We start from the raw sequence: 24,152 nt of genomic DNA on the forward strand, positions 1-24,152 counted from the left end.
TCATGCCGCAGCTCATTTCGCCCGGGTCAGCGCCAGCCAGATCCCGCCGCCGATCATGAAGCCGCCGGAGATGCGCGACATCAGACGGGTGCGCCGTGCCGAGAAGAACTTTCGGGCGCGGCCGGCGGCGACAGCATAGAGCGCGTCCGTCATCACGGCGGTGACCATGAAGGTGACGCCCAGCAGCGCGACCTGCGGAAAGTGCGGCTGGTTCATATCCATGAACTGCGGAATGAAAGCGCCGAAGAACACCAGCACCTTCGGATTCGACAGCAGCACCAGGAAACCTTGCAGGAAGAATCCGCCGCGCGGCGGGGCCGGCGGCTCGTCAAGCTTGACGCCTTCGATCGGTGCCCGGATCAGCTTGATGCCGAGCCAGACCAGGTAAGCCGCGCCGGCAAAGCGGACCCAGTCGAACCAGTAGCCCATGGTCGACATCAGCGACGTGAGGCCGACCGCGACGATGCCGATCACGATGGCAAGGCCCGCTTGCGCGCCGGCGACATTGGTCAGCGCCGCGCGGGTGCCGTGGCGCAGGCCGTTGGCGATGACGAGGGTGACAATCGGCCCCGGCAGCAGTGCGAGCGCAATGCAGGCGGCGACGAAGGCGAGATAGGCTTGCGTTGACATCATGTGGGAACTCGCGCTGAAAGCGTTTGCGGATATTAATGCACGGCACTTAGTTTCCGTCCAGCGCTGCGACCACCCATGCCTGCATCTGCGGGGTCTCGAGGAACACGAGCGCCGCTTGCTGCATCGCGCTGGTCTCGCCGCGCCCTTGTACTGCCGCGACAAAGAGGTCGCAGCGCTGTGAGAGAGCGATACCGGTCGCGGCGTGGCGCGCACCATCGGGCATATCGAGATCATAGCCTCGCGCGCGACCGCGCATCTCACCGACATGTACGACCTCGCCCGGCGCAGTTGCGGCAAAGCGCGGCGAGATCAGGTCGAGATCGGCGACACGATCGACCTCGTCGTCATCGGCGACGCCGCTGTCGCAATTGCAGAAGCCGCGCTTGGCGCGGACATACAGCTCGGCGCCGTCGCAGGCGCCGCCCTCGCAGCGAAAGGCGCGGCCCGCGGGCCAGCCGTCGCGCGGGAACGGCCACACGATCTCGCGCCAATGCGCTGATGATGCGTCTGGCAGCGGCGCGAGCCGATATGCGCCGACGCCGGAGGCGCCGAGCGCGACCACAGCCACCGCCATCGCCAGCGCGCGCCGCATCGTCAATTCTTCGGCAGGCCGGCGACGGCGCGCGCGGGCCCTGTCAGCTCGAGAACATGCAGGCCGGTGTTGGCACGATCGACGATGTAGATGTAGCCGCGGTCATCGGTCTCGACATTGTTGGTCTGGATCGCGACCTTGCAGCGCTCGCCGCCCTCGACCGGAATGCAGCGCTTGTCGGTCGCTTGCGTGATCGACGGAATGAAGTAGCCGACCTCCTTCGGATGATAGGGATCGCGGATGTCGAGCGCACGGACCCCGGCATTGAAGAAGGCGATGAAGGCCATCTTCTTGTAATAGACCGGCGCCATGCTCTCGTTCGAGGAATGCGAGCCGAACCGGCCGCCGCGCTGGCAGAACTGTCCGCTCGCCTCCGGCACGGTGTAGCTCGAGATCATCATCGGCCGGGTCTCGGTGGTGACGTCGGCGAACCAGACCATCTGCCTGGCCTCGCCGCATTCGTTCAGGATCGCCTCGTCGACGATCATGACAATGTCCCGCGTCTTGCCGTCCTTGTCCTCGGCGAACTCGGCGACGGGCATGTCGAGCATCGGAAACGTGGTGTGCGCGCCGTTGAACGCCGACATCGGCAGCCGCGAGATTTCGGGATAGCGCAGATTGTCCGGCGTCGGCTCCTTCGGTCCGTTCAGGAGCTTCTCGCGATCGACGATCTGCAAGATGCCGCCCTTGTTGGTGCCGTAGCCGAAATAGACGCGGTTGCCGTTTGGCCCGGTCGAGATCGGGCCATGCAATTCAGTCGGCACCGCACCGGTCGATCCGGGCTCCTGGCCGGGCAGGCCGAAATCGCGGATCTTTTGCGGATGCGCGGGATCAGAGAGATCATAGATTTGCGTCATGCGCCGCGTGCGCCAGTCCGGCGCGCCCGAAACGAGATAGGCGATGCCGGTTTCGCATTCCCACCAGCTCTTGTGCGTGTCCTTCAAGCCGCCGATGCGCGTGATCAGCACGGGATTGGCGGGATCGGCGACGTTCCAGACCTCATGCGCCTCGCTGCCGAAGGTGCGCAGCATGTAAACCGCATCGGGATCGGCCTTGGGCAGGGATTTGCCATCGCAGACCCGCACCATCTGCGCGCCGCCGGATTCGTACTTGCCTTCCTGCCCCGGCAGATGCCTGAGATATTTGGGGTGCGCGGGATCGGTGACATCGACGATCGAGGTCCCGTTCGGCTCCGCCTTGCCGGTCATCGGATTAACGGCAGCCGGCACGTCGTCGGTGCCACCGTGATGACCGATATAGGCGATCCAGCGGTCGCCCTGATGATGGATGGTGGGCTGATAGGCGCTGCGCGCCTGAAGATCGTTGCTGCCGACCAGCTTCATGTTGGACGACTCGGGCGGCGCCCCAATGGTCTGCTTCTGGGCATGAACGAAAGCGCTGCCGGCGAAAAGGACGAGGGCGGCAGCAGTCGAGACGCAACGGAACATCAAAGTCCTCCCGGAACCAATCTGCGTTGGCTGAGCTTCAAGGCTAACACAGCCATTTGCACGCGCCAAAGACACCATCTTAACATGCAACCATTTGGTTGCCTATTATCGCTGCCATGAATGAGGTCTTCAAAGCGCTCGCCGATGCGTCACGACGGTCGCTGCTGGACAGGCTTCACGCCAGGAACGGCCAGACGCTGGGCGAGCTCTGCGAAGGCCTCGCGATGACGCGCCAGGCGGTGACCAAGCACCTTGCCATTCTCGAAGAGGCCAATCTGGTCACGACCATCAGGCATGGTCGCGAGAAGCTGCACTATCTCAACCCGGTGCCGATCCATCAGATCGGCGAACGCTGGATCAGGAAGTTCGAGCGCGGCAAGCTCGCCGCGCTCAGCGAGTTGAAACGCCAGTTGGAGAAGCGCGATGAGTAAGCCGCAATTCGTCTATGTCACCTATATCGAGACCACGCCGGAAAAGCTGTGGCAGGCGCTGACATCGAGCGAGTTCACCAGGCAATACTGGTTCGGTGCCGAGGTCCGCTCCGACTGGACGGTCGGCTCGCCCTTCGCGCTTTCGCTGGACGGCGAGGTCACCGATTCAGGCGAAATCCTGGAGGCCGATCCGCCGCGGCGGCTGTCCTACAGCTTCAAGCACCACAAATATGAGGAGCTGCGCGGCGAGCCGATCTCGCGCGTTCTCTTCACCATCGAACCTTTCGGACCGGTCGTGCGTTTGACCGTGCTGCACGACGGCTTCATCGAGGGCGGCAAATATCTCGGCGCCGTCTCCAACGGCTGGCCAGCGATCCTGTCGCAGCTCAAGAGCCTCTTGGAGACCGGCAAGCTGCTCAACATCACGCGCGCGGCGCTCAACAAGGGGTTCGACGCAAAATGAAGCTCGACCAGTTCAAGCCGCTCACCGTCTACACCATCTACATCGCCTCCACGCCGGAGAAGGTATGGGAGGCGCTGACCTCCGCCGAGTTCAGCAAGCAATATTTCTTCGGCAACGCGGTGGAGGTCGAACCAAAGCTCGGCGGCGCCTTCATCGTGCGCACGCCTGACGGCGCCGTGCATATCAGCGGCGAGGTGCTCGCCTACGATCCGCCACACAGGCTTGCGGTGACGTTCAACGTCAACTGGCCCGAGCTGATCGAGAAGCTGGGGCCGACCCTCGTCACCTACGACATCGAGCAGGTCGGAGGTGCCGTCCGGCTCACCATGAGCGAGGGCCACGATCGCCCGCTGAGCGACGATATCCTCTCCGGCGGCCGCTCGGGCTGGCCGGCGATCCTCTCCAGCCTCAAGAGCGTGCTCGAGACCGGCAAGCCGCTGGTGGTGAAAATGGGGCCGCCGCAGCGGATGCTGGATGCGCTGAAGGCGATGGGGATCAAGACGCCGTAGCAGGTGTCGTCCCGGGGCGCGCGAAGCGCGAGCCCGGGACCCACCACAGGAAGGAGCATCGTAGGGTGGGCAAAGCGAAGCGTGCCCACGAACTCATGCTATTTTGAGAGGTGGTGGGCACGGCGCAAGGGCGCCTTTGCCCACCCTACGGCACTGCCCCCTGCGGTAATGGGTCCCGCCAGAACGACTACGGCACCGGCACCACCAGCCGCCGATAAAGGTGCCACGTGGCATGTCCGAGCACGGGCAGCGTCACCACCAGGCCGAGGAAGTACGGCAGCGCCGACACGATCAGCAGCATCACGATGACCGCCGCCCAGCCGATCATCGGCAGCGGGCTCGTCACCACCGCGCGCACGCTCGTCACCATGGCAGTGACGAAATCGACCTCGCGGTCGAGCAGCAGTGGAAACGACACCACCGTCAGCGAAAACAGGATCAGTGACAACACGGCGCCGACCGCGTTGCCGATGGCGAGGAACAGCAGACCCTCATTGGTCGTCAGCACCACCGTCATGAATTCCTGAAGGCTCGAGAACGAGGCGTGCAGGCCAAGCAAGAGCGCGATCAGGAGCCGCACCTGGTACATCCAGATCACGAACACGAACAGCGTGACGAAGGCCATCCAGCCGATCTCGCTGCGCGAACGTATCGCCGACCAGATCGCGCCAAAGGACACCGGCTCGCCGCGCTCGCGGCGGCGGCTCACCTCATAGAGACCGATGGCAACGAATGGCCCGATCAGCGCGAAGCCCGCGGCGAGCGGATAGACGAGATAGACCATGCCGAAGGCGGTGAGACAGAGGATGATGGTGATGCCGCCGGCGGCGTAGAGCGCGCCGAAGCAAAGCCCGTAGAGCGGCAGTGCCTGGAAGTCGCGCAGGCCCTCAACCACCGCCTCGGCGATATCGGGCGCCGCGACGGGACGCACCACAGGATCGACCTTGCCCGAGATGGACATCAGCTTCCTCCCACTTTCAGCGCGATCTTTCGTCGCACGCAGTTTCAGATATTAGCGCCACTGCGCGCGTGCGCAACTCATGCCGGGCAACGGGGAAGATTGTACCGGCGCCCCCGATGCACGCGTGGCGGAATCTTCACCTTCAGTGCGGTTTTCGCTCCGATAGCTATGGACTGGACAGACGAACGTGCCGCAAAATTGTACCTTCCAGCGACGCGCGCGAACAGCGGACCTGCCCCACCGATGAGCCTGCGTACCCGGTTACTGATCCTCGTCATCGCGGCCATGCTGGTGCCGGCGAGCCTCGTCGGCTTGCGTTTCGTGCAGAATCGCACCTCCGAGATCGATGCAGCCTTGGCCAATCTGGCCGCATCGGCAGACGACATCGCCAGCGATCTGGACGAGAAGATTCAGGGCACCGCGCAGCTTGATTACGGCCTCGCCCGAGCCCGCGACCTCGACACGCGCGACAAGGCGGCTTGCTCGGCATTTCTATCCGATGTCCGCGAAGAATATCCGCAGTTCACGGGAATCCTGACCATCGATCCCGACGGCAGCCTGTTCTGCGACTCGCTCCGGACCAACCGCACGCTCGATCTGAATGATCGTGCCTATTTCAACCAGGCAAAGGTCTCGCAGGGCGCCGTCGCGATTGAGCCGGTGTTCGGTCGCCTGACCGGAACGTCGGTGCTCCAGATCGCCTACCCGGTGCGATCGGACGCCGGCGCGCTGAAATTCGTGCTGCTCGCTTCGTTCAACCTGAACAAATTCGCGGAATTTCACGACAAGCGTTTGCTGGCCGAGAAGGAGATCATGCTCACCGACAGTAAAGGGACGATCCTCGTCGCCCCCAAGACGGGGGGCTGGAGCGAGCCCGTCGGCGCGTCGATCGCAGGGACCGACCTGTTCCGCTTCGCCGTAGCGCCCGATGGCGAGGCCTCTCGCGAGGTGACCGACCGCCAGGGCCGCAAGCAGGTCTGGGCCGTCGCCCGCTCGCCCTCGATCCGAAAGGCCGGCCTCTACATCCTGGTCGGACGTTCCAAGGACGGACTGGTCGGGGCGACGAACCGCAGGCTCTACGAGGACATGGCAATCCTCGCAGTGGCCTCCCTGCTGCTGCTCGCCGGCATCTGGATCCTTGCAACCGTCAGCGTTGGACGCCAGGTGGGACGGCTGGCCGCGATGGCGAAGCGGCTCGGGCTTGGCGACCTCAGCGCACGCATTCCGCCGCCGCATCCGAGCGGCGAGCTGGGCGGGCTGATGGCCCTGCTCAACGGCACTGCCGAGTCGCTCGAACATCAGCGCGTCGCCATCGCGGACCTCAGTCACAAGCTCAGTCAGTCCCTGAAGATGGAAGCCATGGGCCAGCTCACCGGCGGCGTGGCGCACGATTTCAACAATCTGCTCACCGTCATTCTCGGCAACTCCGAGCATCTTGCCGACAGGCTGGCGGGCGACAAGGAATTGCAGCGGATCGCCGCCGACATCGCAACCGCCGCCGAGCGCGGCTCGGACCTGACACGCAGCCTGCTCGCCTTTGCGCGCAAGCAGCCCTTGCGGCCGCGCGAGATCGACATTGCCGAGAAGGTCGTCAGCATGGAGCAGCTGCTGCGGCGGTCGCTCGGCGAGCACATCGAGTGCAGCTTCGCGTTCGGACCCGATTTGTGGCTGACCAGCGTCGATCCCGGCCAGCTGGCAACCGCCCTGCTCAATCTCGTGCTCAATGCACGCGACGCGATGCCCGACGGCGGCAAGCTGACGGTCGAGGTTCGCAATAGCTCGCTCGATCACTTCGAGCTCGACGTCGACGGCGAGCCGCACCCGGGGGACTACGTCATGGTGGCCGTGACGGATACCGGCTGCGGCATGGAAGCGGACGTCGCCGATCGCGCATTCGAGCCGTTCTTCACCACCAAGGAGGTCGGCAAGGGCACAGGGCTCGGCCTGAGCATGGTCTACGGATTCGCGCAGCAGTCCGGCGGTCTCGTGCAGCTGCAGTCCGAACCGGGGCGCGGCAGCGTCGTCAGGCTGTTCTTCCCCCGCGTCGCCGCGACGCACAACGAGGAACCGGCGCCGCCGGCACAGGTCATCGCCCCCGACGGAAGCGAAACCATTCTCGTCGTCGAGGACGACGACATGGTGCGAGCCTATGTCGAGAGTGAGCTCAGGACGCTGGGCTATCGCGTCATCGCGGCGTCGAGCGGGCCCGCGGCGCTGGATGTGTTGCGCCAGCCCGGGGACATCCATTTGCTCTTCACCGACGTCGTCATGCCCGGCGGCATGTTCGGGCCGGAGCTTGCGCGGCAAGCGACTGCCTTGCGTCCCGGCCTCAAAGTGCTGTTCACGTCCGGCTACAGCCAGGATCCCGTCAAGACACCCGAGGGGGTCGACGCCCGTATTCTGACGAAACCGTTCAAGCGGCAGGACCTCGCCGCGATGCTGCGGTCCGCATTGTCGGCGTCGCCGCGCTGAAGCGCGATGAGATTTGGATAGATCGTCATCGCGCTTCAGCTTGTTGTTTTGCGCATGATCTCCGCGCAAACGCGTTCCGCGTTTGTCGCGAGGGAAAGCCGCTGCGCACTTTGCGCTGACGCGGCCCTCCGGGTCCGGATCATGCGTTATTAGCGCGACGCGAGCAGCAGCGCCACGCCGAGATTGGCCGCAAACAGCGCCGCATCGATGACGAAGATCCTGAGCATCGGGCCCTTCAGCACCGGCCAGTACGCCACGCCGACACGTCCGCCGCGCATCAGCACGGGGACGTTGTAGGCGAATTGGCTGAAGTGACAGGCGGCGAAGAACAGGAACAGCGCAAGCTGCGCCTCTGCCGGCTGGAAGAAAGCCGGACGCACGGCCAGGAGGTAAAGCGACAAAAGCCCGATCGGCAGATTCATCCCGCCCAGGAAGGCCACGCTGGCCGCCAGGGTCGGCGCGATCGGATTGCTACGCTCTTCCCGCGGCAGCAGGATCTTCAGCGTATTGGCTTGCGCAATGCTGAACTGGATGAAGGCACCGCCAAACCAGAGCGCGTTGAAGAGCAGGACGAAATCCGAAAGGTGCATGATCATTTTCCGTAGAAGGCCTCGCTGCGCACCACACGGCCCGCATCGTCAAAATCCATGAACTCGCTGGCTCTGGTATCGCCAAGCCGCCACCACACCGTCAGCCGCGCGATCACCTCGTCCCAGCTCCAGCTCAAGATCTTCAGGTCAGCGCTTTCGACATGACCATAGGCCTCGCGCCAATAGGCGCGGATCTTCTCGGCGCCCTTGACGACAGGCGAACCGGTCAGCGACAGGGCCAGGGGACTGCGCATCTCGGCATTCTCGGCAAAATGCGCGACGACCGCGTCGATGTCGACCTTGCACCAATTCGCATGCCATGCCGCGACGAAGCGCTCGGCAGCGGCGCGATCCATCTTCCCTGCGCCCATATCCTGTCCGCTCACGGCGCGGCCCTCCCCGGCTCGTGGTCCGGGAAGGTGGCAAAGCCCGCGCCTCATGTCAATACTATTGACTTGAGAACCGATCAGTTGTTGTCGGCAATCGTCTCCATCACGGCCATCCAGGCCGCCGCGCCGCGGGCCCCGACACGGTCAAACGCTTCGCGCATGACCTTGCGCTCGTGGCCCGATGCCGTTTGCTCGATCCGCTGCCCCGCGGCCGTCAGGCGCAACAGCTTGGAGCGATGCTGCTCGGGCGAGCGCTGCGACGTCAGCAGCTTGCGCTCCAGCAGGAGATTGAGCGGCCGGCTCAGGGCCTGCTTGGAAATGCCGAGGATATCGATCAGCGAGCCGATCGCGATGTCGGGCCGGCGCGCCACGACATAGAGAATACGATGGTGCGAGCGCGACAGGCCCTGCCTGGCGAGATAGTCGTCGGCTTCGAGCGTCATGCCGCGCCAGCCGTAATACATGAGCTCCAGCGCGGCATCGAGATCGTCGAGCTTCGCAAGGGAGGCGCGATGAAGCCCCGCGGCTTGAGATGTTTTTGGCATTCTTGGAAGCTACCCCCTCGCCCGCAGCTCGCGCCGCAGCACCTTTCCAGTCGCCGTCATCGGCAAGGTCTCGGCGAATTCGACGAAGCGCGGATATTCGTGGGCCGCAAGCTGCACCTTCACGAACTCCTGGATCTCGCGCGCGAGCGCATCGCTTGGAGCAAAGCCCGGACGCAGCACGATCCAGGCCTTGATCGATTCCGTCCTGATCGGATCGGGGATGCCGACCACCGCCGCCATCGCCACCGACGGGTGCTTCATCAGCGTATGCTCGATCTCGGACGGGCCGACGCGATAGCCGGCAGTGGTGATGACGTCGTCCTCGCGGCTGACGTACCAGAAATAGCCGTCCTCATCCTGCACGCCGAGATCACCCGTCAGCAGGAATTCGCCGGCATATTTCTTCGCCGTCGCTTCCGGATTGCGCCAATATTCGAGCATGGTCACGGGGCATGGCTGGCGTACGCCGATGATGCCGCGCTGGCCGCGGGGCAGCTCCTCGCCCTGATCGTTGACGATGCGAACGTCGAAGCCTGGGGTCGCCTTGCCCATCGAACCGGGCCGGATCGGAAACAGATTGGAGTTGCTGCCGATCACGAGATTGCACTCGGTCTGGCCGAACACTTCATGCGCATCGATGCCAAACGTCTCGCGCACCCAGCCGAGCAGTTCGCCGCCCAGCGATTCACCGCCGGTAAAGATGCTGCGCAGCTTCACGCCGGGATGTTTCACGCCGGCCTGCCGCATCAGCTTGAGCGCGGTCGGCGGAAGGAACACGTTGCGGACGGAAAGATCGGCCATCATCTGCATCGCCGCCTGCGGCTCGAACTTTCGCGCGCGATGTCCCACCAGCGGGATGCCGTGATACCAGAACGCGAACAGGCCGTTGATGAGGCCGCCGATCCAGGCCCAGTCCGCCGGCGTCCACATCAGATCGCCGGGCCGCGGCAGGAAGTTGTGGCACATCTCGACATTGGGCAGATGCCCGAGCACGACGCGGTGCGCATGCAGCGCGCCCTTCGGATTGCCCGTCGTACCCGAGGTGTAGATGATCAGCGCGGGATCGTCGGCGGAGGTGTCGACATTGGCAAAATCTTCGGACGCGGTTTCGATGGCCGACCAGAACGGTTTCGCGCCGGCGTGGACGGCGCCGCTCGTGATGTAGATGTCCTGCAGATACGGCAGCCGATCGCGGATTTTCGTGAGCTTCTCCCAGCCCGCCTCATCCGTGATGATCGCCTTCGCCTGCGAGTTCGACAGGCGGAATTCCAGCGCATCCTCGCCGAACAGCGCGAACAGGGGGATCGAGATCAGCCCGGAGCGGAATGCCGCCAGATGCGCGATCGGCAGCTCCAGCGATTGCGACAGAAACACCGCGACACGGTCGCCGCGCGCAAGGCCGTCGGCCTTCAGCACATTGGCGAAGCGGCGCGACATCTCCGCGACCTCGTCGAAGGAGGTGCGCGTGACGGTACCCATCTCGTCGACATAAACCAGCGCCAGCCGGCCGGTGCCGTCGGCGTGGCGATCGCAGCACGCCTCCGCGATGTTGAAGCGCGCCGGGATGTCCCAGCGGAAATTGCGATAGAGCTCGTCGTAGGTTGCGGCTTCTGTCAGCATGGCTCACCGCACCGTCGCGAAGAACTTTCTGACATCGCGCACGAACAGCTCCGGCTGCTCGAACGCGGCGAAGTGCCCACCCTTCTCCATCTCGCTCCAATGCGTGATATCCAGAAAACTCGGCTCCATCCAGCGCCGCACCGGCGTGATGATCTCCTTGGGAAACACCGCAACACCGGTTGGCACCTTCACAGCCGGCGTCGTGCGGCGCTTGCCAAAACTCTCCCAGTAGAGCCGCGCGGACGACGTCGCCGTCTCCGTGGTCCAGTAGAGCATGACGTTGTCGAGCAGCTCGTCTTTGGTGAAGATGTTTTCGGGATGGCCGTTGCAATCGGTCCAGGCCCAGAACTTTTCCAGGATCCAGGCGGCCTGCCCGCTCGGCGAATCCGTGAGGCCATAGCCGAGCGTCTGCGGCCGGGTCGATTGCTGCTTTGAATAGCCGGAGTCGAGATCGACATAATGCTTGAGGCCGGCGAGCGCGCGCTTCTCCTCCGGCGTCGGCTCGCCCTCGACCTTCGGCGCCGTGTTGAAGGCGAGCGTGATGTGGATGCCGGCGCAATGCTCCGGGTCCTGCGCGCCGAGCGAGGTCGTCACCGCCGAACCCCAGTCGCCGCCTTGCGCGCCGTAGCGCGCATAACCCAGCCGGTCCATCAGCTTGGCCCAGGTCGCGGCGATGCGATCGACGCCCCAGCCGGTGGTTTTGGGTTTTGCAGAGAAGCCGAAACCCGGCAGCGAGGGGCAGATCACGTGAAAGGCATCAGCTGGATTGCCGCCATGTGCGGCGGGATCGACCAGTGGCGCGATCACTTTCTGGAATTCGACGATCGAGCCGGGCCAGCCGTGAGTGACGATCAGCGGCAGCGCATTGGCTTCCTTCGAACGGACATGAAGGAAGTGGATGTCGAGCCCGTCGATCTCGGTGGTGAACTGCTCGAAGCGGTTGAGCTTGGCTTCACGCGCCCGCCAGTCGTAGCCATCGGCCCAGTAAGCACAGATCTCCTGAATCCATTTCAACGGCGCGCCCTGGCTCCAGTCATCGACCAGCTCGGCCTCCGGCCAGCGCGTGCGGGCGAGGCGCGATTTGAGGTCGGCGAGGACGTCGTCGCTGATGGCGATGCGGAACGGCTTGATGGCGGACATCGGCGACCTTCCCAGCTTCTTCTTGTCATTCCGGGGCGCGCCACTTGGCGCGAGCCCGGAATCCATTGAGCAACAGATTCAGCGGCACGATGGATTCCGGGTTCACGCTTCGCGTGCCCCGGAATGACGGGCCTAGCCCGACAGCGCGGCCTTCACCAGGCCGCTGGCCTTGCCGAAATCCATCTGGCCCGCGTACTTGGCGCGCAGCACCGCGATCACCTTGCCCATGTCCTTCATGCCGGCGGCGCCGGTTTCGGTGATGGCAGCCGAGATCGCCTTCTTCACCTCGTCGTCGGCCATCTGCTTCGGCAGGTAGGCCGAGATCACCGCAATCTCTTCCCGCTCCTGTGCCGCGAGCTCGGCGCGGCCGCCCTTGTCGTAGAGCTCGACCGCCTCCTGGCGCTGCTTGATCATCTTCTGCAGCACGGCGAGCAAATCGGCGTCGGACAGCGGCGGCTTGCCCTTGCCGCGGGCGTCGATGTCGGCGTTCTTGATGGTCGAGTTGACCATGCGCAGCGTGGAGAGCTTGCGCTCGTCCTTGGCCTTCATGGCCTCCTTGACCGCATTGTTGATGTCGTCGCGCAGCATGATCGTGATCCTCTCAATCCATGGCCCTGATCTAAGCCGTTCGCGGGAAAGAGGCCATAGCGGACCTTGTCACGGGGGTTCATTGTTTCCCGCCTGACGGCCAAAACGGCGCAAAATTTCAGGACCCAACCTAAGTCCCTGAGGGGACCTGTCAAATATGCAAAAACGCATGTGAATCCGGCGTTTCCCGCTTTGACGGGCGCCCGCAGGGGGCTTATGAAGCGGGCTCATGACACAACATGACAACGATCCCGCCTGGCCGGACCATAAACCGACCGCGCTCCTCGTGCTTGCCGATGGCACGGTGCTCGAAGGCTTCGGTCTCGGCGCCGAAGGCCAAGCCGTCGGCGAAGTCTGCTTCAACACCGCGATGACCGGCTATGAAGAGATCCTCACCGATCCCTCCTATGCCGGCCAGCTTATCACCTTCACCTTCCCGCATATCGGCAATGTCGGTACCAACGAGGAAGACATCGAGACGGTGAACATGGCCGCGACGCCCGGCGCGCGCGGCGTGATCCTGCGCACCGCGATCACCGATCCTTCGAACTACCGCGCCACCAAGCATCTCGACGCCTGGCTCAAGGCGCGCGGCATCATCGGCCTCTCCGGCATCGACACCCGCGCGCTGACCGCGCTGATCCGCAGCAAGGGCATGCCCAATGCCGTGATCGCGCACGCCAAGGACGGGCAGTTCGACCTGCATGGCCTGAAGGAGGAAGCGCGCGAATGGCCCGGCCTCGAAGGCATGGACCTCGTGCCGATGGTCACCTCGGGCCAGCGCTTCACCTGGGACGAGACGCCCTGGCTGTGGGACAAGGGTTTTGGCCGCCAGGACAAGCCCGAGTTCAACGTCGTCGCCATCGACTACGGCATCAAGCGCAATATTTTGCGCCTGCTCGCCGGCGTTGGCTGCAAGGTGACGGTGGTGCCGGCAACGACCTCGTCCGAAGACATCCTGGCGATGAAGCCGGACGGCGTATTCCTGTCGAACGGTCCGGGCGATCCGGCCGCGACGGGCAAGTATGCCGTGCCTGTGATCCAGGACGTCATCAAGTCGGGCACCCCGACCTTCGGCATTTGTCTCGGACACCAGATGCTTGGTCTTGCCGTCGGCGCCAGAACCAAGAAGATGCATCAGGGCCATCACGGCGCCAATCATCCCGTCAAGGACGAGACCACCGGCAAGGTCGAGATCACCTCGATGAACCATGGCTTCGCGGTAGACGAGAAGACGCTGCCAAAGGGCGCGACCCAGACCCACATCTCCCTGTTCGACGGATCCAATTGCGGCATCCAGCTCGACGGCAGGCCAGTGTTCTCGGTGCAGTATCACCCCGAGGCCTCGCCCGGCCCGCGCGACTCGCACTATCTGTTCCAGCGCTTTGCCGATCTGATGCGGCAGAAGAAGAGCGCGTAAGGTACTATCGCGGTGCATTCAAAAAGCCCGGGCCATGCCCGGGCTTTTTCGTCAAGGAACGTCGCCTTACGCCATCCGTTGAACCCTGCTACGCCCGTGCAGGAGCCTGTCATGTCCGTCGTCCGCGACTATGCCGAACCGCTCGCCATCGTGTTCGAGGATGACGGGCTCGTGCCGAACAACATCCTGCCATTCCTGGTCTACCAGGGCGCAGTTACGCTCGATCCGAAGCAGCCCGAGCAGACCATCGAAAACCTGTTCGAAACCAACAATTGGGGCGGTACCTGGCGTAACGGCGTCTACGACTATCTGCATTACCACGCGACCGTGCATGAGGTGCTCGGCGTCGCGCGCGGCCACGCCCGCGTTCGCTTCGGCGGCGATCACGGCCAGGAGCTGGAGATCAAAGCCGGTGATGTCGCGATTTTGCCGGCCGGCACAGGACATCAATGCATCAAGGCGAGCGAGGATTTCTGCGTGATCGGCGCTTATCCGCCGGGTGCGAAAATGGAGATCACGCGCGCGACGCCGGAGAACCATGCCAAGGCGCTGAAGACGATTCCGAAAGTTGCATTGCCCCCGGCCGATCCGGTGACGGGCACGCACGGCGCGTTGATGCGGCTGTGGCGGTAGCGACAAGCGCGATGCCCGTAGGGTGGGCAAAGGCGCGCTCTTGCGCGCCGTGCCCACGATATCTATCGACCGCGAAAAATGCGTGGGCACGCTTCGCTTTGCCCACCCTACGAGGATTCCCTACGCCGCGTTGCTACCTTCCTGCCGTGTCGCCTCGAACAGGAACCACGTCCGCCGCTCGGTCTCGTCGATGAAGACTTCGAGGATGCTGGCGCTGGCGACATCGCCGGCATCGTCGCAGACCTCGTGCGCCTTGCGCATGGCCGCCGCGACATGCTTGTTGTCCTGCATCAGCTCGCGCAGCATCTCGCGCGGGGGCACGTAGTCCTCGTTGTTGTCCTTGATGGTCTGGAGCTTTGCGACCTGGCCGATCGACTTCAGCGTGGTGCCGCCGATCTTGCGGACGCGCTCGGCAAGCTGGTCGGTGGTGGCGAAGACCTGCTCGGACTGCTCGTCCAGCAGCAGATGGTAATCCCGGAAATGCCGACCGCTGATGTGCCAGTGGAAATTCTTGGTCTTGAGGTACAGCGCGAATGCGTCGGCCAGAAGCACGTTGAGCGCCTCGGAAACCTTGTTGACCGCCTGGGGCTGCAGATCGGTGGGGGTATCGAGATCGGGCGAGACCTTGCTGGGGGCTTTGCTCACGGGAAACCTTCCTGTTAGGACGCGGACATTGACGGCGCGCCGTCGCACCCCTAACGCAAGGCGGGCAATGCAGTTCCTCGGTAGGAACCGCCGGGCGGGATACCATGGACGATTGGATCGATTATTACGACTCGACGCATACGATCTATGTCAGCAAGCTGCATCGCGACTTGCACTTCCAGATCATTGCGCGGGACATCATCGGCTACATCACCTCGCCCGACGCGACGGTGCTCGACTATGCCTGCGGCGAGGCGCTATCGGCGAACGAGGTTGCGGCTGCCTGTGGTCAGCTGATCCTGGCTGAGCCCGCGCCCGGTGTGCGCGGCCGGCTGATCGCGCGTTTTGCCCCGAACACCAAGATCCGCGTCCGCTCGCTCGATGACGTCCGCAAGATGCAGGACCAGTCCATCGATCTCATCGTGATGAACTCGGTCGCGCAATACATGACGGCGGAGGAGCTCGATGCCGCGCTCATCAATGCCAGGCGGATCCTGAAGCCATCTGGCAAGCTCGTGCTCGGCGATATTCTCCAGCCGCATGTCGGCATGTTCAGAGACGTGACTGCGCTGCTCTCCTTCGGCCTGCGTCACGGATTCCTGAAGGATGCGCTGATCGGGCTCGTCAGCACCGCGCTGTCGGACTATCGCCATCTGCGCTCGCGCATCGGGCTGCAGCGCTACAGCGAGGACGAGATCGCTGCCAAGCTGAAGGCGGCGGGCTTCGCCAGCCAGCGCGCCAACACCAATATCGGCCACAACCGCTGGCGCATGACCTTCATCGCGCGGCCGCCTCTGGTCCGTTAAGCATAACGACCACCTGAGGTGGCTTGTCGCACCCCGATCGGACATGATCGCCGCGGCCCGGTGGCGGAAGCGTCTACGCGAGAGCGGTGCATCGCTCTTCATCCTGGTTCAAATCCAGGCCGGGCCTCCACGCTTCGCCCCTTCGGGGCTACGCGTGGCGCAGCCACGCAAGGCCTGAAGGGGCGAGGCGTGTCCGGCGTAGCTGGAGCGAAGCGCAAGCGAAGACGGACTGGATCCGCAGTCCTCACCCCGCCTCAACCACCTCACACTCCGCAACAAGCTGAAGCCTGTCCGCGTCCTTCGCCGCTGATTTGAGCACGGCATCGAGCAGGCCGGGGAAGCGCGCCTCGAGGTCCTCTCGCCGCAGCCGCATGAAGCGGTTCGTGCCCGCCACGCGCGTCTGCATCAGCCCGCAATCGCGTAGCTTTGCGAAGTGATAGGTGAGGTTCGACTTGCCGGCGAGCCCATTGAAGTCGCCGCAGCAAAGTTCGCTGCTGACACGTTCCTGCTGGGCGAGCTGATAGACGATCGCGAGCCGGATCGGATCGCTCAGACAATCCAGAACCAGGGGCAGCTCGATCTGCTCGCGGGTGGGGTGGGGCGGCGTGCGGCTCATGACCTGCGAATCATAGCGACGCGAGCGCAATGTTCAATAGTTCTTGAACCAATTGACTCCCGAATCGTCTTCTTTGATAGTTCAATAAACATTGAACATAGGATTTTGGACCATGAGCGTGTTCTGGCTGGCCCTTGGGGCCTTCGCAATCGGCACTGAAGGCTTTGTCATTGCGGGGCTTTTGCCCGCGATCGCCAATGATCTCTCGATTTCGGTGCCGGCCGCCGGCCAATTGGTCACCGCCTACGCCCTCACCTATGCCGTGGGGTCGCCGATCCTGGCGGTGGCGCTGAACAACATCGATCGTCGGACGGTGCTGGCCCTCGCGCTCTCGACCTTCATCGCCGGAAATCTGGCGGCGATGGTGGCGTCGAACTATTCGCTGCTTCTGGCCTCGCGGATGCTAATGGCGCTGGGTTCCGGGCTGTGCATGCCGACGGCGCTCGCCGTATCGGTTGCTGTCGCCTCGCCGGAACGCCGCGGCCGCGCCGTGGCGCTGGTGACCTCGGGCCTCACGGTTGCGACCGTCATCGGCGTGCCCCTCGGCAATCTCGTTGGCAGCCTGCTCGGCTGGCGCGCGACCTTCGCGATGGTTGCGGTGATCGGCACCGTCGCGCTCGCAGGCCTGCTGCTCGGCCTGCCCCGCGGCCTGCCGCGCAACACGGCCTCGCTCAGCGAAAGGCTGGCGGTGGCGCGCCATGGCAATGTCGTGATCGCCCTTGCCATCACGATTTTATGGGCGCTCGGCGGCTTCACCGTATTCACCTATTTCGCAGTCCCGCTGCGCGGCCTCGGCTTCGATGCCTCCCAGATCAGCCTGGCGCTGCTGGTGTTTGGCGGCGCGGCCGCGATCGGGAACATGCTGGGCGGCATCCTGGCGGACCGCCTGGGAACGCTCACGACCGCGGCCCTGGGGCTCGCGGGCATGGCGAGCGCACTGATCCTGCATTCGCTGGTCTTGAAGCTGATGCCGGGTCAGGCCTACTACGCGGTGCTGGCCGCGATCTTCCTCTGGGGCCTCTCGGGCTGGGCGTTCTACCCGGCCCAGATCGCCAGCATCATCCGGATCGAGCCGCAGGCCTGGATGATCGCCCTCTCGCTCAATGCCTCCGCGATGTATCTGGGCTTTGCCATCGGCGGGGCCGTAGGGGGCGCGGTGCTGGCCACCCTCTCGCCTGACGATCTCGGCTGGATCGGCGGATCGAGCGTTGCCGCCTCGCTTCTGGTGCATCTCGCCCGCGGCTGGCAGGCCCGGCCAAAACCCGTCAAAATTGCCGGTTGATGGGCATTTTTCGGGGTTTCGCCGCCCCGAAAACTGGTCTAAGACCCACCCGCGCGCGAGGGAAGACCCCGCGCTCTCGGCTCAGGGGACGCGCGGCAGCGCGCCCTTTTTTTGTGCCCAAAATCCAGTCCGGCGAGAGTTGATGCCCAAACGTACAGACATCTCCACCATCCTGATCATCGGCGCCGGCCCCATCGTGATCGGCCAGGCCTGCGAGTTCGACTATTCGGGCACGCAAGCGGTGAAGACGCTGAAGGAAGAGGGCTACCGCATCGTCCTCGTCAATTCCAATCCGGCCACGATCATGACCGACCCGGAATTGGCCGATGCGACCTATATCGAGCCGATCACGCCCGAGATCGTCGCCAAGATCATCGAGAAGGAACGTCACGTCATTCCCGGCGGCTTCGCGCTGCTGCCGACCATGGGCGGCCAGACCGCGCTGAACTGCGCGCTGTCGCTGCGCCGGCAGGGCACGCTGGAGAAGTTCGACGTCGAGATGATCGGCGCCACGGCCGACGCCATCGACAAGGCCGAGGATCGCCAGCTGTTCCGCGAGGCCATGACCAAGATCGGGCTCGAGACGCCGAAGTCGCGCCTTGCCAATGCTTCCGAGCTGAAGAAGTCCTTCCGCGACAAATACCACGCCGAACGCGAGAAGCTGTCGGGCGCAGCGCTCGAAGAGCTCGACCGGCAATGGACGCTCGGCGAGAGCGACCGCCGCAAGCGCTACCAGGAATACGCTTTCGGCCAGGCCATGATGGCGCTGTCCGAGATCGGCCTGCCCGCGATCATCCGCCCCTCCTTCACCATGGGCGGCACCGGCGGCGGCATTGCCTACAACAAGGAAGAGTTCCTCGACATCATCGAGCGCGGCCTTGACGCGTCTCCCACCAACGAAGTGCTGATCGAAGAATCCGTGCTCGGCTGGAAGGAGTACGAGATGGAGGTGGTGCGCGACAAGAAAGACAATTGCATCATCGTCTGCTCGATCGAGAACCTCGACCCGATGGGCGTGCACACCGGCGATTCCATCACGGTGGCGCCGGCGCTGACGCTGACGGACAAGGAATACCAGATCATGCGCGACGCCTCGCTGGCGGTGCTGCGCGAGATCGGCGTCGAGACCGGTGGCTCCAACGTGCAGTTCGGCGTCAATCCCGAAGACGGCCGCATGGTCGTGATCGAGATGAACCCGCGCGTGTCGCGTTCGTCCGCACTGGCCTCGAAGGCGACGGGCTTCCCGATCGCCAAGGTCGCGGCCAAGCTCGCGATCGGCTACACGCTCGATGAGATCGCCAACGACATCACCGGCGGCGCGACGCCGGCCTCGTTCGAGCCGACGATCGACTACGTCGTCACCAAGATCCCGCGTTTCGCCTTCGAGAAATTCCCCGGCGCCTCCTCCACGCTGACAACCTCGATGAAGTCGGTCGGCGAGGTCATGGCGATCGGCCGCACCTTCCAGGAGAGCCTGCAGAAGGCGCTGCGCGGGCTCGAGACGGGGCTGACCGGCCTCGACGAGATCGAGATCGAGGGGCTGGGCCGCGACGACGACAAGAACGCGATCCGCGCTGCGCTCGGCACGCCGACACCGAACCGTATCCTTCAGGTCGCGCAAGCCATGCGACTGGGTTGGTCGAACGAGGACATCTTCAACTCCTGCAAGATCGATCCATGGTTCCTCGGCGAGATGCGCGGCATCGTCGACATGGAGGACAAGGTCAGGAAGCACGGCCTGCCCGGCAACGCCTTCGGCATGCGCACGCTCAAGACCATGGGCTTCTCCGACGCGCGGCTTGCAGTGCTCGCCCAAACGACCGAGGCCGAAATCACCGCCAAGCGCCACGCGGTGGGCGTCCGCCCGGTCTACAAGCGCATCGACACCTGCGCAGCCGAGTTCGCCTCGCCCACGGCCTATATGTACTCGACCTACGAGTCGCCGTTTGCAGGCAGCGACGCGGACGAGAGCACGCCCTCGGACAAGAAGAAGGTCATCATCCTCGGCGGCGGCCCGAACCGCATCGGCCAGGGCATCGAGTTCGACTATTGCTGCTGTCACGCCTGCTTCGCGCTGCATGACGCCGGCTATGAATCGATCATGGTCAACTGCAACCCGGAAACGGTATCGACCGACTATGACACGGCAGACCGGCTCTATTTCGAGCCGCTCACCGCCGAAGACGTGCTGGAGATCATCGCCAAGGAGCGCAGCAACGGCACGCTGCATGGCGTCATCGTGCAGTTCGGCGGCCAGACGCCGCTGAAGCTCGCCCGGGCGCTCGAAGCTGCCGAAGTGCCGATCCTCGGCACCTCGCCCGACGCCATCGACCTTGCCGAAGACCGCGACCGCTTCAAGCGCGTGCTCGACAAGCTCCGCCTGAAGCAGCCCAAGAACGGCATCGCCTATTCAGTTGAGCAGGCCCGTCTCGTCTCCGCCGATCTCGGCCTGCCGCTGGTGGTGCGCCCGTCCTACGTGCTCGGCGGCCGCGCGATGCAGATCATCCGCGAGGAGAACCAGCTCAACGACTACCTGCTCGGCACGCTGCCGGAGCTGGTGCCGGCCGACGTCAAGGCGCGCTACCCGAACGACAAAACCGGGCAGATCAACACCGTGCTCGGCAAGAACCCGCTGCTGTTCGACCGCTATCTGTCCGATGCCACCGAGATCGACGTCGACTGCCTCTGCGACGGCAAGGACACGTTCATCGTCGGCATCATGGAGCACATCGAGGAAGCCGGCATCCATTCCGGCGACTCTGCCTGCTCGCTGCCGCCGCATTCGCTTGATGCCAAGATGATTGCGGAGCTCGAGCGGCAGACGCGCGAGCTCGCGCTCGGCCTCGACGTCGTCGGCCTGATGAACGTGCAATACGCAATCAAGGACGGCGAGATCTACGTGCTCGAAGTCAATCCGCGCGCCTCACGCACGGTGCCGTTCGTCGCCAAGGTGATCGGCACGCCGGTTGCCAAGATCGCCGCGCGCATCATGGCCGGCGAGAAGCTCGCCGACTTCAAGCTGAAGAAGGCGGATCTCAAGCATGTCGGCGTGAAGGAATCGGTCTTCCCGTTCGCCCGCTTCCCCGGCGTCGACACGGTACTCGGGCCCGAGATGCGTTCGACCGGCGAGGTCATGGGCATTGACCGCAACTTCGAGGTCGCTTTCGCCAAGAGCCAGCTCGGCGGCGGCACGCGGGTACCTCGCAAGGGGACAGTGTTCGTCTCGGTGCGCGAGAGCGACAAGGTCCGCATTGCGGATGCCGTGCGCCAGCTGCATTCGCTCGGCTTCAAGGTGCTGGCGACCTCGGGCACGGCGCGCTTCCTCACCGATCAGGGCATCCCGGCCGAGAAGGTGAACAAGGTGCTGGAGGGACGGCCGCATATCGTCGACGCCATCACCAATGGCGACGTCCAGCTCGTTCTCAACACCACGGAAGGCCCACAGGCGCTCGCCGACAGCCGTTCGCTGCGGCGCGCGGCCCTCTTGCATAAAGTGCCGTATTACACCACTCTTTCCGGGGCCGTGGCGGCCGCGCAGGGCATCCGCGCCTATCTGGGCGGGGACCTTGAGGTTCGTACCCTGCAGAGCTACTTTTCGGAAACCTGATCGTTGGCGGCGGCAAAGCCTCCGCTAAGTGATTGGCAATGAAGCCACAATGGCCGGAGGAACTGTCCGGCCATGTGGTTGTTCTGTTCCGGCGCCGGACCCACATAACGCTCCGGCGGCCGCGTGTTCAGCGCCGGGAGCAGTGACGAATCAAGGTTGCGGCGCCCTTCGTTTTGGGGCGCACGACTGGAGAACGAGAGAAGCGATGGAAAAGGTTCCGATGACCGCGAGCGGCTTTGCCGCGCTCGGGGAAGAATTGAAGAAGCGCCAGTCCGAGGACCGTCCGCGCATCATCGAGCATATCGCGGAAGCGCGCTCGCATGGCGACCTGTCGGAAAACGCCGAATATCACGCCGCGAAAGAAGAACAGTCCCACAATGAGGGCCGGATCGCCGAGCTCGAGGACAAGCTTGCGCGCGCCGACATCATCGACATTTCCAAGCTCTCCGGCGACACCATCAAGTTCGGCGCCACCGTGACCCTGGTCGACGAGGACACCGAGAAGAAGACGGTGTGGCAGATCGTCGGCGAAGTTGAGGCCGATGCCAAGAAGGGCCGCATCTCCATCACCTCGCCGCTGGCGCGCGCGCTGATCGGCAAGAAGAAGGGCTCCACCGTCGAGGTCAACGCACCCGGCGGCGCCAAGGCCTATGAGATCACCAAGGTGGAGTGGCGGTAAGGACTTGCCTCTGCCACTGACGTTTGAAAAGGCCGCGCGTCGAGCGGCCTTTTTGTTTCGGCGTGGTGCTTGTGCAAATAAAGCAGCGCTCGCACCAACCGTCATTGCGAGCGCAGCGAAGCAATCCAGACTGCCACCGCGGAGACACTCTGGATTGCTTCGTCGCAAGCGCTCCTCGCAATGACGAGGTAGGAGCAGCGCGCCCAACTACATCACCGTCATCCTGAGGTGCTCGCCTCTTCGGCGAGCCTCGAAGGGCGACGGCCCGACTATTGCCGCACGTTGATACATGCGGGCCGTTCATCCTTCGAGGCTCCCCCTGCGGTGCTCAGCACCGCAGGCCTTGCACCCGATAGGCCGATCGGCGCCCTACCGTCTTCCCTTCACCTCCAGCGGCACCGCCGCCTCGTATTTCGAATTATGCAGAACCAGCGATGTGCGCACGTTGCGCACGTGTGGTGCTGCGGTCAGGTGCGTCACGAAATCCTGGAACGTTGCCATGTCGGGGGCGACGCATTTCAGGATGAAATCGACCTCGCCCGACAGCATCCAGCATTCCCGCACCAGCGGCTCGGCACGGACGAACTCCTCGAAGGCTCGCAAATCCGCTTCCGCCTGGCTGGAGAGGTGCACTGCGGCGAACACAGTGACGTCGAAGCCGAGCTTCCGCGCGTCCAAGAGGCCGCGATAGCCGTGGATATAGCCTTCCTCCTCCAGAGCCCGGACACGGCGCAGGCAGGGCGGCGGGGAGATGCCGACGCGTTTGGCCAGCTCGACATTTGTGATTCGACCGTCAGCCTGGATCTCGGCGAGAATTTTGAGGTCGATCTCGTCTAGGTTCCGCGACACGTGATTGGAACTCCTGGCCTTGAGGCGGTATCGGGTGGGTCTGTCGCAATCCTCATAACCCAGTCTGCAGCAAATGAGCAATTTTATTGCGCGTGCAGCGCAAGCGACTTTTGTTCCTTGTTGGAAAAATCCGCTGATTGGGAATGCAATTCTTGCATAGCTCACCAGAAGGCTTAGATTAGCTCTGATATTTCAGCGCCTCCGCGAGGCCTCCCGGCACTTTCCGCGCCCGCGCTGCAAATCCCCCGTGAAAGGCGTCCATCGAAATGTCCGCTCCTATTCATGCAAAGGTCGTCATCATTGGCTCCGGCCCCGCCGGCTACACCGCCGCGATCTACGCCGCGCGCGCGATGCTCGAGCCGATCCTGATCCAGGGCATGCAGGCGGGCGGCCAGCTCACCATCACCACCGACGTCGAGAACTATCCGGGCTTCGCCGACGTCATCCAGGGTCCCTGGCTGATGGAACAGATGGAGAAGCAGGCAGTCCATGTCGGCACCAGGATCGTCACCGACCTGGTTATCAAGCTCGACACCTCGCAGCGGCCGTTCCGCCTCACCTGCGACTCCGGCGACGTTTATCTCGCCGACAGCGTGATCCTCGCCACCGGCGCGCAGGCGCGCTGGCTCGGGCTGCCTTCTGAACAAAAATTCCAGGGCGGCGGCGTTTCGGCCTGCGCCACCTGCGACGGCTTCTTCTACCGCAACAAGGAGGTCGTGGTGGTCGGCGGCGGCAATACCGCGGTCGAGGAGGCCCTGTACCTCACCAACCATGCCTCGCAGGTCACGATCGTGCACCGCCGCGATCACTTCCGCGCCGAGCGCATCCTGCAGGAGCGCCTGTTCAAGCACCCGAAGATCAAAGTGATCTGGGATTCGGCCGTCGACGAGATCTGCGGCACCGAGAACCCGAACAAGGTCACCCATGTCAGGCTGAAGAACGTCAAGACCGGCGCGCTCAGGGACGTGAAGACCGACGGTGTCTTCATCGCCATCGGCCACGCGCCCGCGACCGATCTCGTGAAGGACCAGATCAAGTTGAAACCGTCGGGCTATGTCGAGGTCGCCCCGAACTCGACCGCGACCTCGGTGCCCGGCCTGTTCGCCGCCGGCGACGTCGCCGACGAAACCTATCGCCAGGCCGTGACGGCCGCCGGCCTCGGCTGCATGGCCGCACTCGAAGCCGAACGTTTCTTGGCCCTGCGCGCCAGCGAGCGCGCGGCAGCGGAATAACG

At 64.1% G+C, this 24,152-nt stretch carries 24 protein-coding genes and 1 tRNA gene; 12 read left to right on the forward strand and 13 right to left on the reverse strand.

Annotated elements, in window-relative coordinates; translation table 11 throughout:
- Positions 1–12: 12 nt before the first annotated feature.
- Genes XH89_RS31955 through XH89_RS31965 form a run of 3 tightly spaced genes read right to left on the reverse strand, consistent with a single transcriptional unit; the run spans position 13 to position 2,673 of the window.
- On the reverse strand, positions 13–633 hold the full coding sequence (locus XH89_RS31955; RefSeq protein WP_194464287.1) for a LysE family translocator: 621 nt from the start codon (positions 631–633) through the stop codon (positions 13–15).
- A gap of 46 nt (positions 634–679) precedes the next feature.
- Entirely contained in the window at positions 680–1,225 is a 546-nt protein-coding gene (locus XH89_RS31960) for a hypothetical protein (RefSeq protein ID WP_194464288.1), read from the reverse strand.
- Between the two features lie 2 nt (positions 1,226–1,227).
- A complete protein-coding gene (locus XH89_RS31965) occupies positions 1,228–2,673 on the reverse strand; it encodes an LVIVD repeat-containing protein (protein WP_194464289.1) in 1,446 nt (481 codons plus the stop codon).
- 116 nt (positions 2,674–2,789) lie between these two features.
- On the opposite strand from XH89_RS31965, the gene XH89_RS31970 reads away from it, so the two are divergent.
- The 3 genes from XH89_RS31970 to XH89_RS31980 are packed head-to-tail and all read left to right on the forward strand — an operon-like array spanning position 2,790 to position 4,076.
- Positions 2,790–3,104, forward strand: coding sequence for a helix-turn-helix transcriptional regulator (locus XH89_RS31970; protein ID WP_194464290.1), 315 nt, complete (start codon positions 2,790–2,792; stop codon positions 3,102–3,104).
- Positions 3,097–3,567: an SRPBCC family protein gene (locus XH89_RS31975; protein ID WP_194464291.1), complete on the forward strand. Its 471-nt coding sequence runs from the start codon at positions 3,097–3,099 to the stop codon at positions 3,565–3,567. The genes XH89_RS31970 and XH89_RS31975 overlap by 8 nt, the downstream gene beginning before the upstream one ends.
- A complete protein-coding gene (locus tag XH89_RS31980; protein WP_194464292.1) occupies positions 3,564–4,076 on the forward strand; it encodes an SRPBCC family protein in 513 nt (170 codons plus the stop codon). The genes XH89_RS31975 and XH89_RS31980 overlap by 4 nt, the downstream gene beginning before the upstream one ends.
- Before the next feature lie 187 nt (positions 4,077–4,263).
- On the opposite strand, the gene XH89_RS31985 is transcribed toward XH89_RS31980, so the two are convergent.
- Complete coding sequence (locus XH89_RS31985; protein ID WP_194464293.1) at positions 4,264–5,037, reverse strand: DUF2189 domain-containing protein; 774 nt, start codon at positions 5,035–5,037, stop codon at positions 4,264–4,266.
- 243 nt (positions 5,038–5,280) lie between these two features.
- On the opposite strand from XH89_RS31985, the gene XH89_RS31990 reads away from it, so the two are divergent.
- Positions 5,281–7,509, forward strand: a complete 2,229-nt coding sequence (locus tag XH89_RS31990) for an ATP-binding protein (protein ID WP_194464294.1) — start codon at positions 5,281–5,283, stop codon at positions 7,507–7,509.
- Between the two features lie 149 nt (positions 7,510–7,658).
- On the opposite strand, the gene XH89_RS31995 is transcribed toward XH89_RS31990, so the two are convergent.
- The 6 genes from XH89_RS31995 to XH89_RS32020 all read right to left on the reverse strand — a co-directional run bounded on the left by XH89_RS31995 (position 7,659) and on the right by XH89_RS32020 (position 12,381).
- Positions 7,659–8,099 (reverse strand): hypothetical protein, encoded by a 441-nt coding sequence (locus tag XH89_RS31995; protein ID WP_194464295.1) that lies wholly within the window; start codon positions 8,097–8,099, stop codon positions 7,659–7,661.
- A 2-nt stretch (positions 8,100–8,101) separates the two neighbouring features.
- Entirely contained in the window at positions 8,102–8,470 is a 369-nt protein-coding gene (locus XH89_RS32000) for a nuclear transport factor 2 family protein (RefSeq protein WP_194468698.1), read from the reverse strand.
- A gap of 95 nt (positions 8,471–8,565) precedes the next feature.
- The gene (locus tag XH89_RS32005; protein WP_194464296.1) at positions 8,566–9,033 is read right to left on the reverse strand and encodes a MarR family winged helix-turn-helix transcriptional regulator; all 468 of its coding nucleotides are present in this window, start codon (positions 9,031–9,033) and stop codon (positions 8,566–8,568) included.
- Between the two features lie 9 nt (positions 9,034–9,042).
- Positions 9,043–10,653: an acyl-CoA synthetase gene (locus tag XH89_RS32010; protein WP_194464297.1), complete on the reverse strand. Its 1,611-nt coding sequence runs from the start codon at positions 10,651–10,653 to the stop codon at positions 9,043–9,045.
- A gap of 3 nt (positions 10,654–10,656) precedes the next feature.
- Positions 10,657–11,793 (reverse strand): epoxide hydrolase family protein, encoded by a 1,137-nt coding sequence (locus XH89_RS32015; RefSeq protein WP_194464298.1) that lies wholly within the window; start codon positions 11,791–11,793, stop codon positions 10,657–10,659.
- A 132-nt stretch (positions 11,794–11,925) separates the two neighbouring features.
- The gene (locus XH89_RS32020; protein ID WP_194464299.1) at positions 11,926–12,381 is read right to left on the reverse strand and encodes a GatB/YqeY domain-containing protein; all 456 of its coding nucleotides are present in this window, start codon (positions 12,379–12,381) and stop codon (positions 11,926–11,928) included.
- A 229-nt stretch (positions 12,382–12,610) separates the two neighbouring features.
- On the opposite strand from XH89_RS32020, the gene carA reads away from it, so the two are divergent.
- Both carA and XH89_RS32030 read left to right on the forward strand, forming a co-directional pair.
- Entirely contained in the window at positions 12,611–13,801 is a 1,191-nt protein-coding gene (carA, locus tag XH89_RS32025) for a glutamine-hydrolyzing carbamoyl-phosphate synthase small subunit (protein ID WP_194464300.1), read from the forward strand.
- A 111-nt stretch (positions 13,802–13,912) separates the two neighbouring features.
- Positions 13,913–14,434 (forward strand): cupin domain-containing protein, encoded by a 522-nt coding sequence (locus XH89_RS32030; protein WP_194464301.1) that lies wholly within the window; start codon positions 13,913–13,915, stop codon positions 14,432–14,434.
- Positions 14,435–14,554: 120 nt separating this feature from the next.
- Here XH89_RS32030 and XH89_RS32035 read toward each other — a convergent pair whose 3' ends face one another.
- Positions 14,555–15,079: a Dps family protein gene (locus XH89_RS32035; protein WP_194464302.1), complete on the reverse strand. Its 525-nt coding sequence runs from the start codon at positions 15,077–15,079 to the stop codon at positions 14,555–14,557.
- A gap of 104 nt (positions 15,080–15,183) precedes the next feature.
- Here XH89_RS32035 and XH89_RS32040 point away from each other — a divergent pair, with 104 nt between their 5' ends.
- Together XH89_RS32040 and XH89_RS32045 are read left to right on the forward strand one after the other, a co-directional pair.
- A complete protein-coding gene (locus tag XH89_RS32040) occupies positions 15,184–15,885 on the forward strand; it encodes a class I SAM-dependent methyltransferase (RefSeq protein WP_194464303.1) in 702 nt (233 codons plus the stop codon).
- A 54-nt stretch (positions 15,886–15,939) separates the two neighbouring features.
- Positions 15,940–16,015, forward strand: a tRNA-His gene (locus XH89_RS32045).
- Positions 16,016–16,129: 114 nt separating this feature from the next.
- Here XH89_RS32045 and XH89_RS32050 read toward each other — a convergent pair.
- Positions 16,130–16,501: a helix-turn-helix transcriptional regulator gene (locus XH89_RS32050; RefSeq protein WP_194464304.1), complete on the reverse strand. Its 372-nt coding sequence runs from the start codon at positions 16,499–16,501 to the stop codon at positions 16,130–16,132.
- A 112-nt stretch (positions 16,502–16,613) separates the two neighbouring features.
- Here XH89_RS32050 and XH89_RS32055 point away from each other — a divergent pair, with 112 nt between their 5' ends.
- From XH89_RS32055 to greA, 3 genes are all read left to right on the forward strand, one after another.
- The gene (locus XH89_RS32055; RefSeq protein WP_194464305.1) at positions 16,614–17,783 is read left to right on the forward strand and encodes an MFS transporter; all 1,170 of its coding nucleotides are present in this window, start codon (positions 16,614–16,616) and stop codon (positions 17,781–17,783) included.
- 142 nt (positions 17,784–17,925) lie between these two features.
- Complete coding sequence (gene carB, locus XH89_RS32060; protein ID WP_194464306.1) at positions 17,926–21,390, forward strand: carbamoyl-phosphate synthase large subunit; 3,465 nt, start codon at positions 17,926–17,928, stop codon at positions 21,388–21,390.
- A gap of 205 nt (positions 21,391–21,595) precedes the next feature.
- Positions 21,596–22,069, forward strand: a complete 474-nt coding sequence (greA, locus tag XH89_RS32065) for a transcription elongation factor GreA (protein WP_018318257.1) — start codon at positions 21,596–21,598, stop codon at positions 22,067–22,069.
- 369 nt (positions 22,070–22,438) lie between these two features.
- Here greA and XH89_RS32070 read toward each other — a convergent pair whose 3' ends face one another.
- Positions 22,439–22,918 (reverse strand): Lrp/AsnC family transcriptional regulator, encoded by a 480-nt coding sequence (locus tag XH89_RS32070; protein WP_122401062.1) that lies wholly within the window; start codon positions 22,916–22,918, stop codon positions 22,439–22,441.
- A gap of 266 nt (positions 22,919–23,184) precedes the next feature.
- Between XH89_RS32070 and trxB the strand changes: the two genes are divergently transcribed.
- Positions 23,185–24,150 (forward strand): thioredoxin-disulfide reductase, encoded by a 966-nt coding sequence (trxB, locus tag XH89_RS32075; protein ID WP_194464307.1) that lies wholly within the window; start codon positions 23,185–23,187, stop codon positions 24,148–24,150.
- Positions 24,151–24,152 lie beyond the last annotated feature (2 nt).

This window comes from Bradyrhizobium sp. CCBAU 53340 (genome assembly GCF_015291645.1).
Lineage (GTDB): Bacteria > Pseudomonadota > Alphaproteobacteria > Rhizobiales > Xanthobacteraceae > Bradyrhizobium.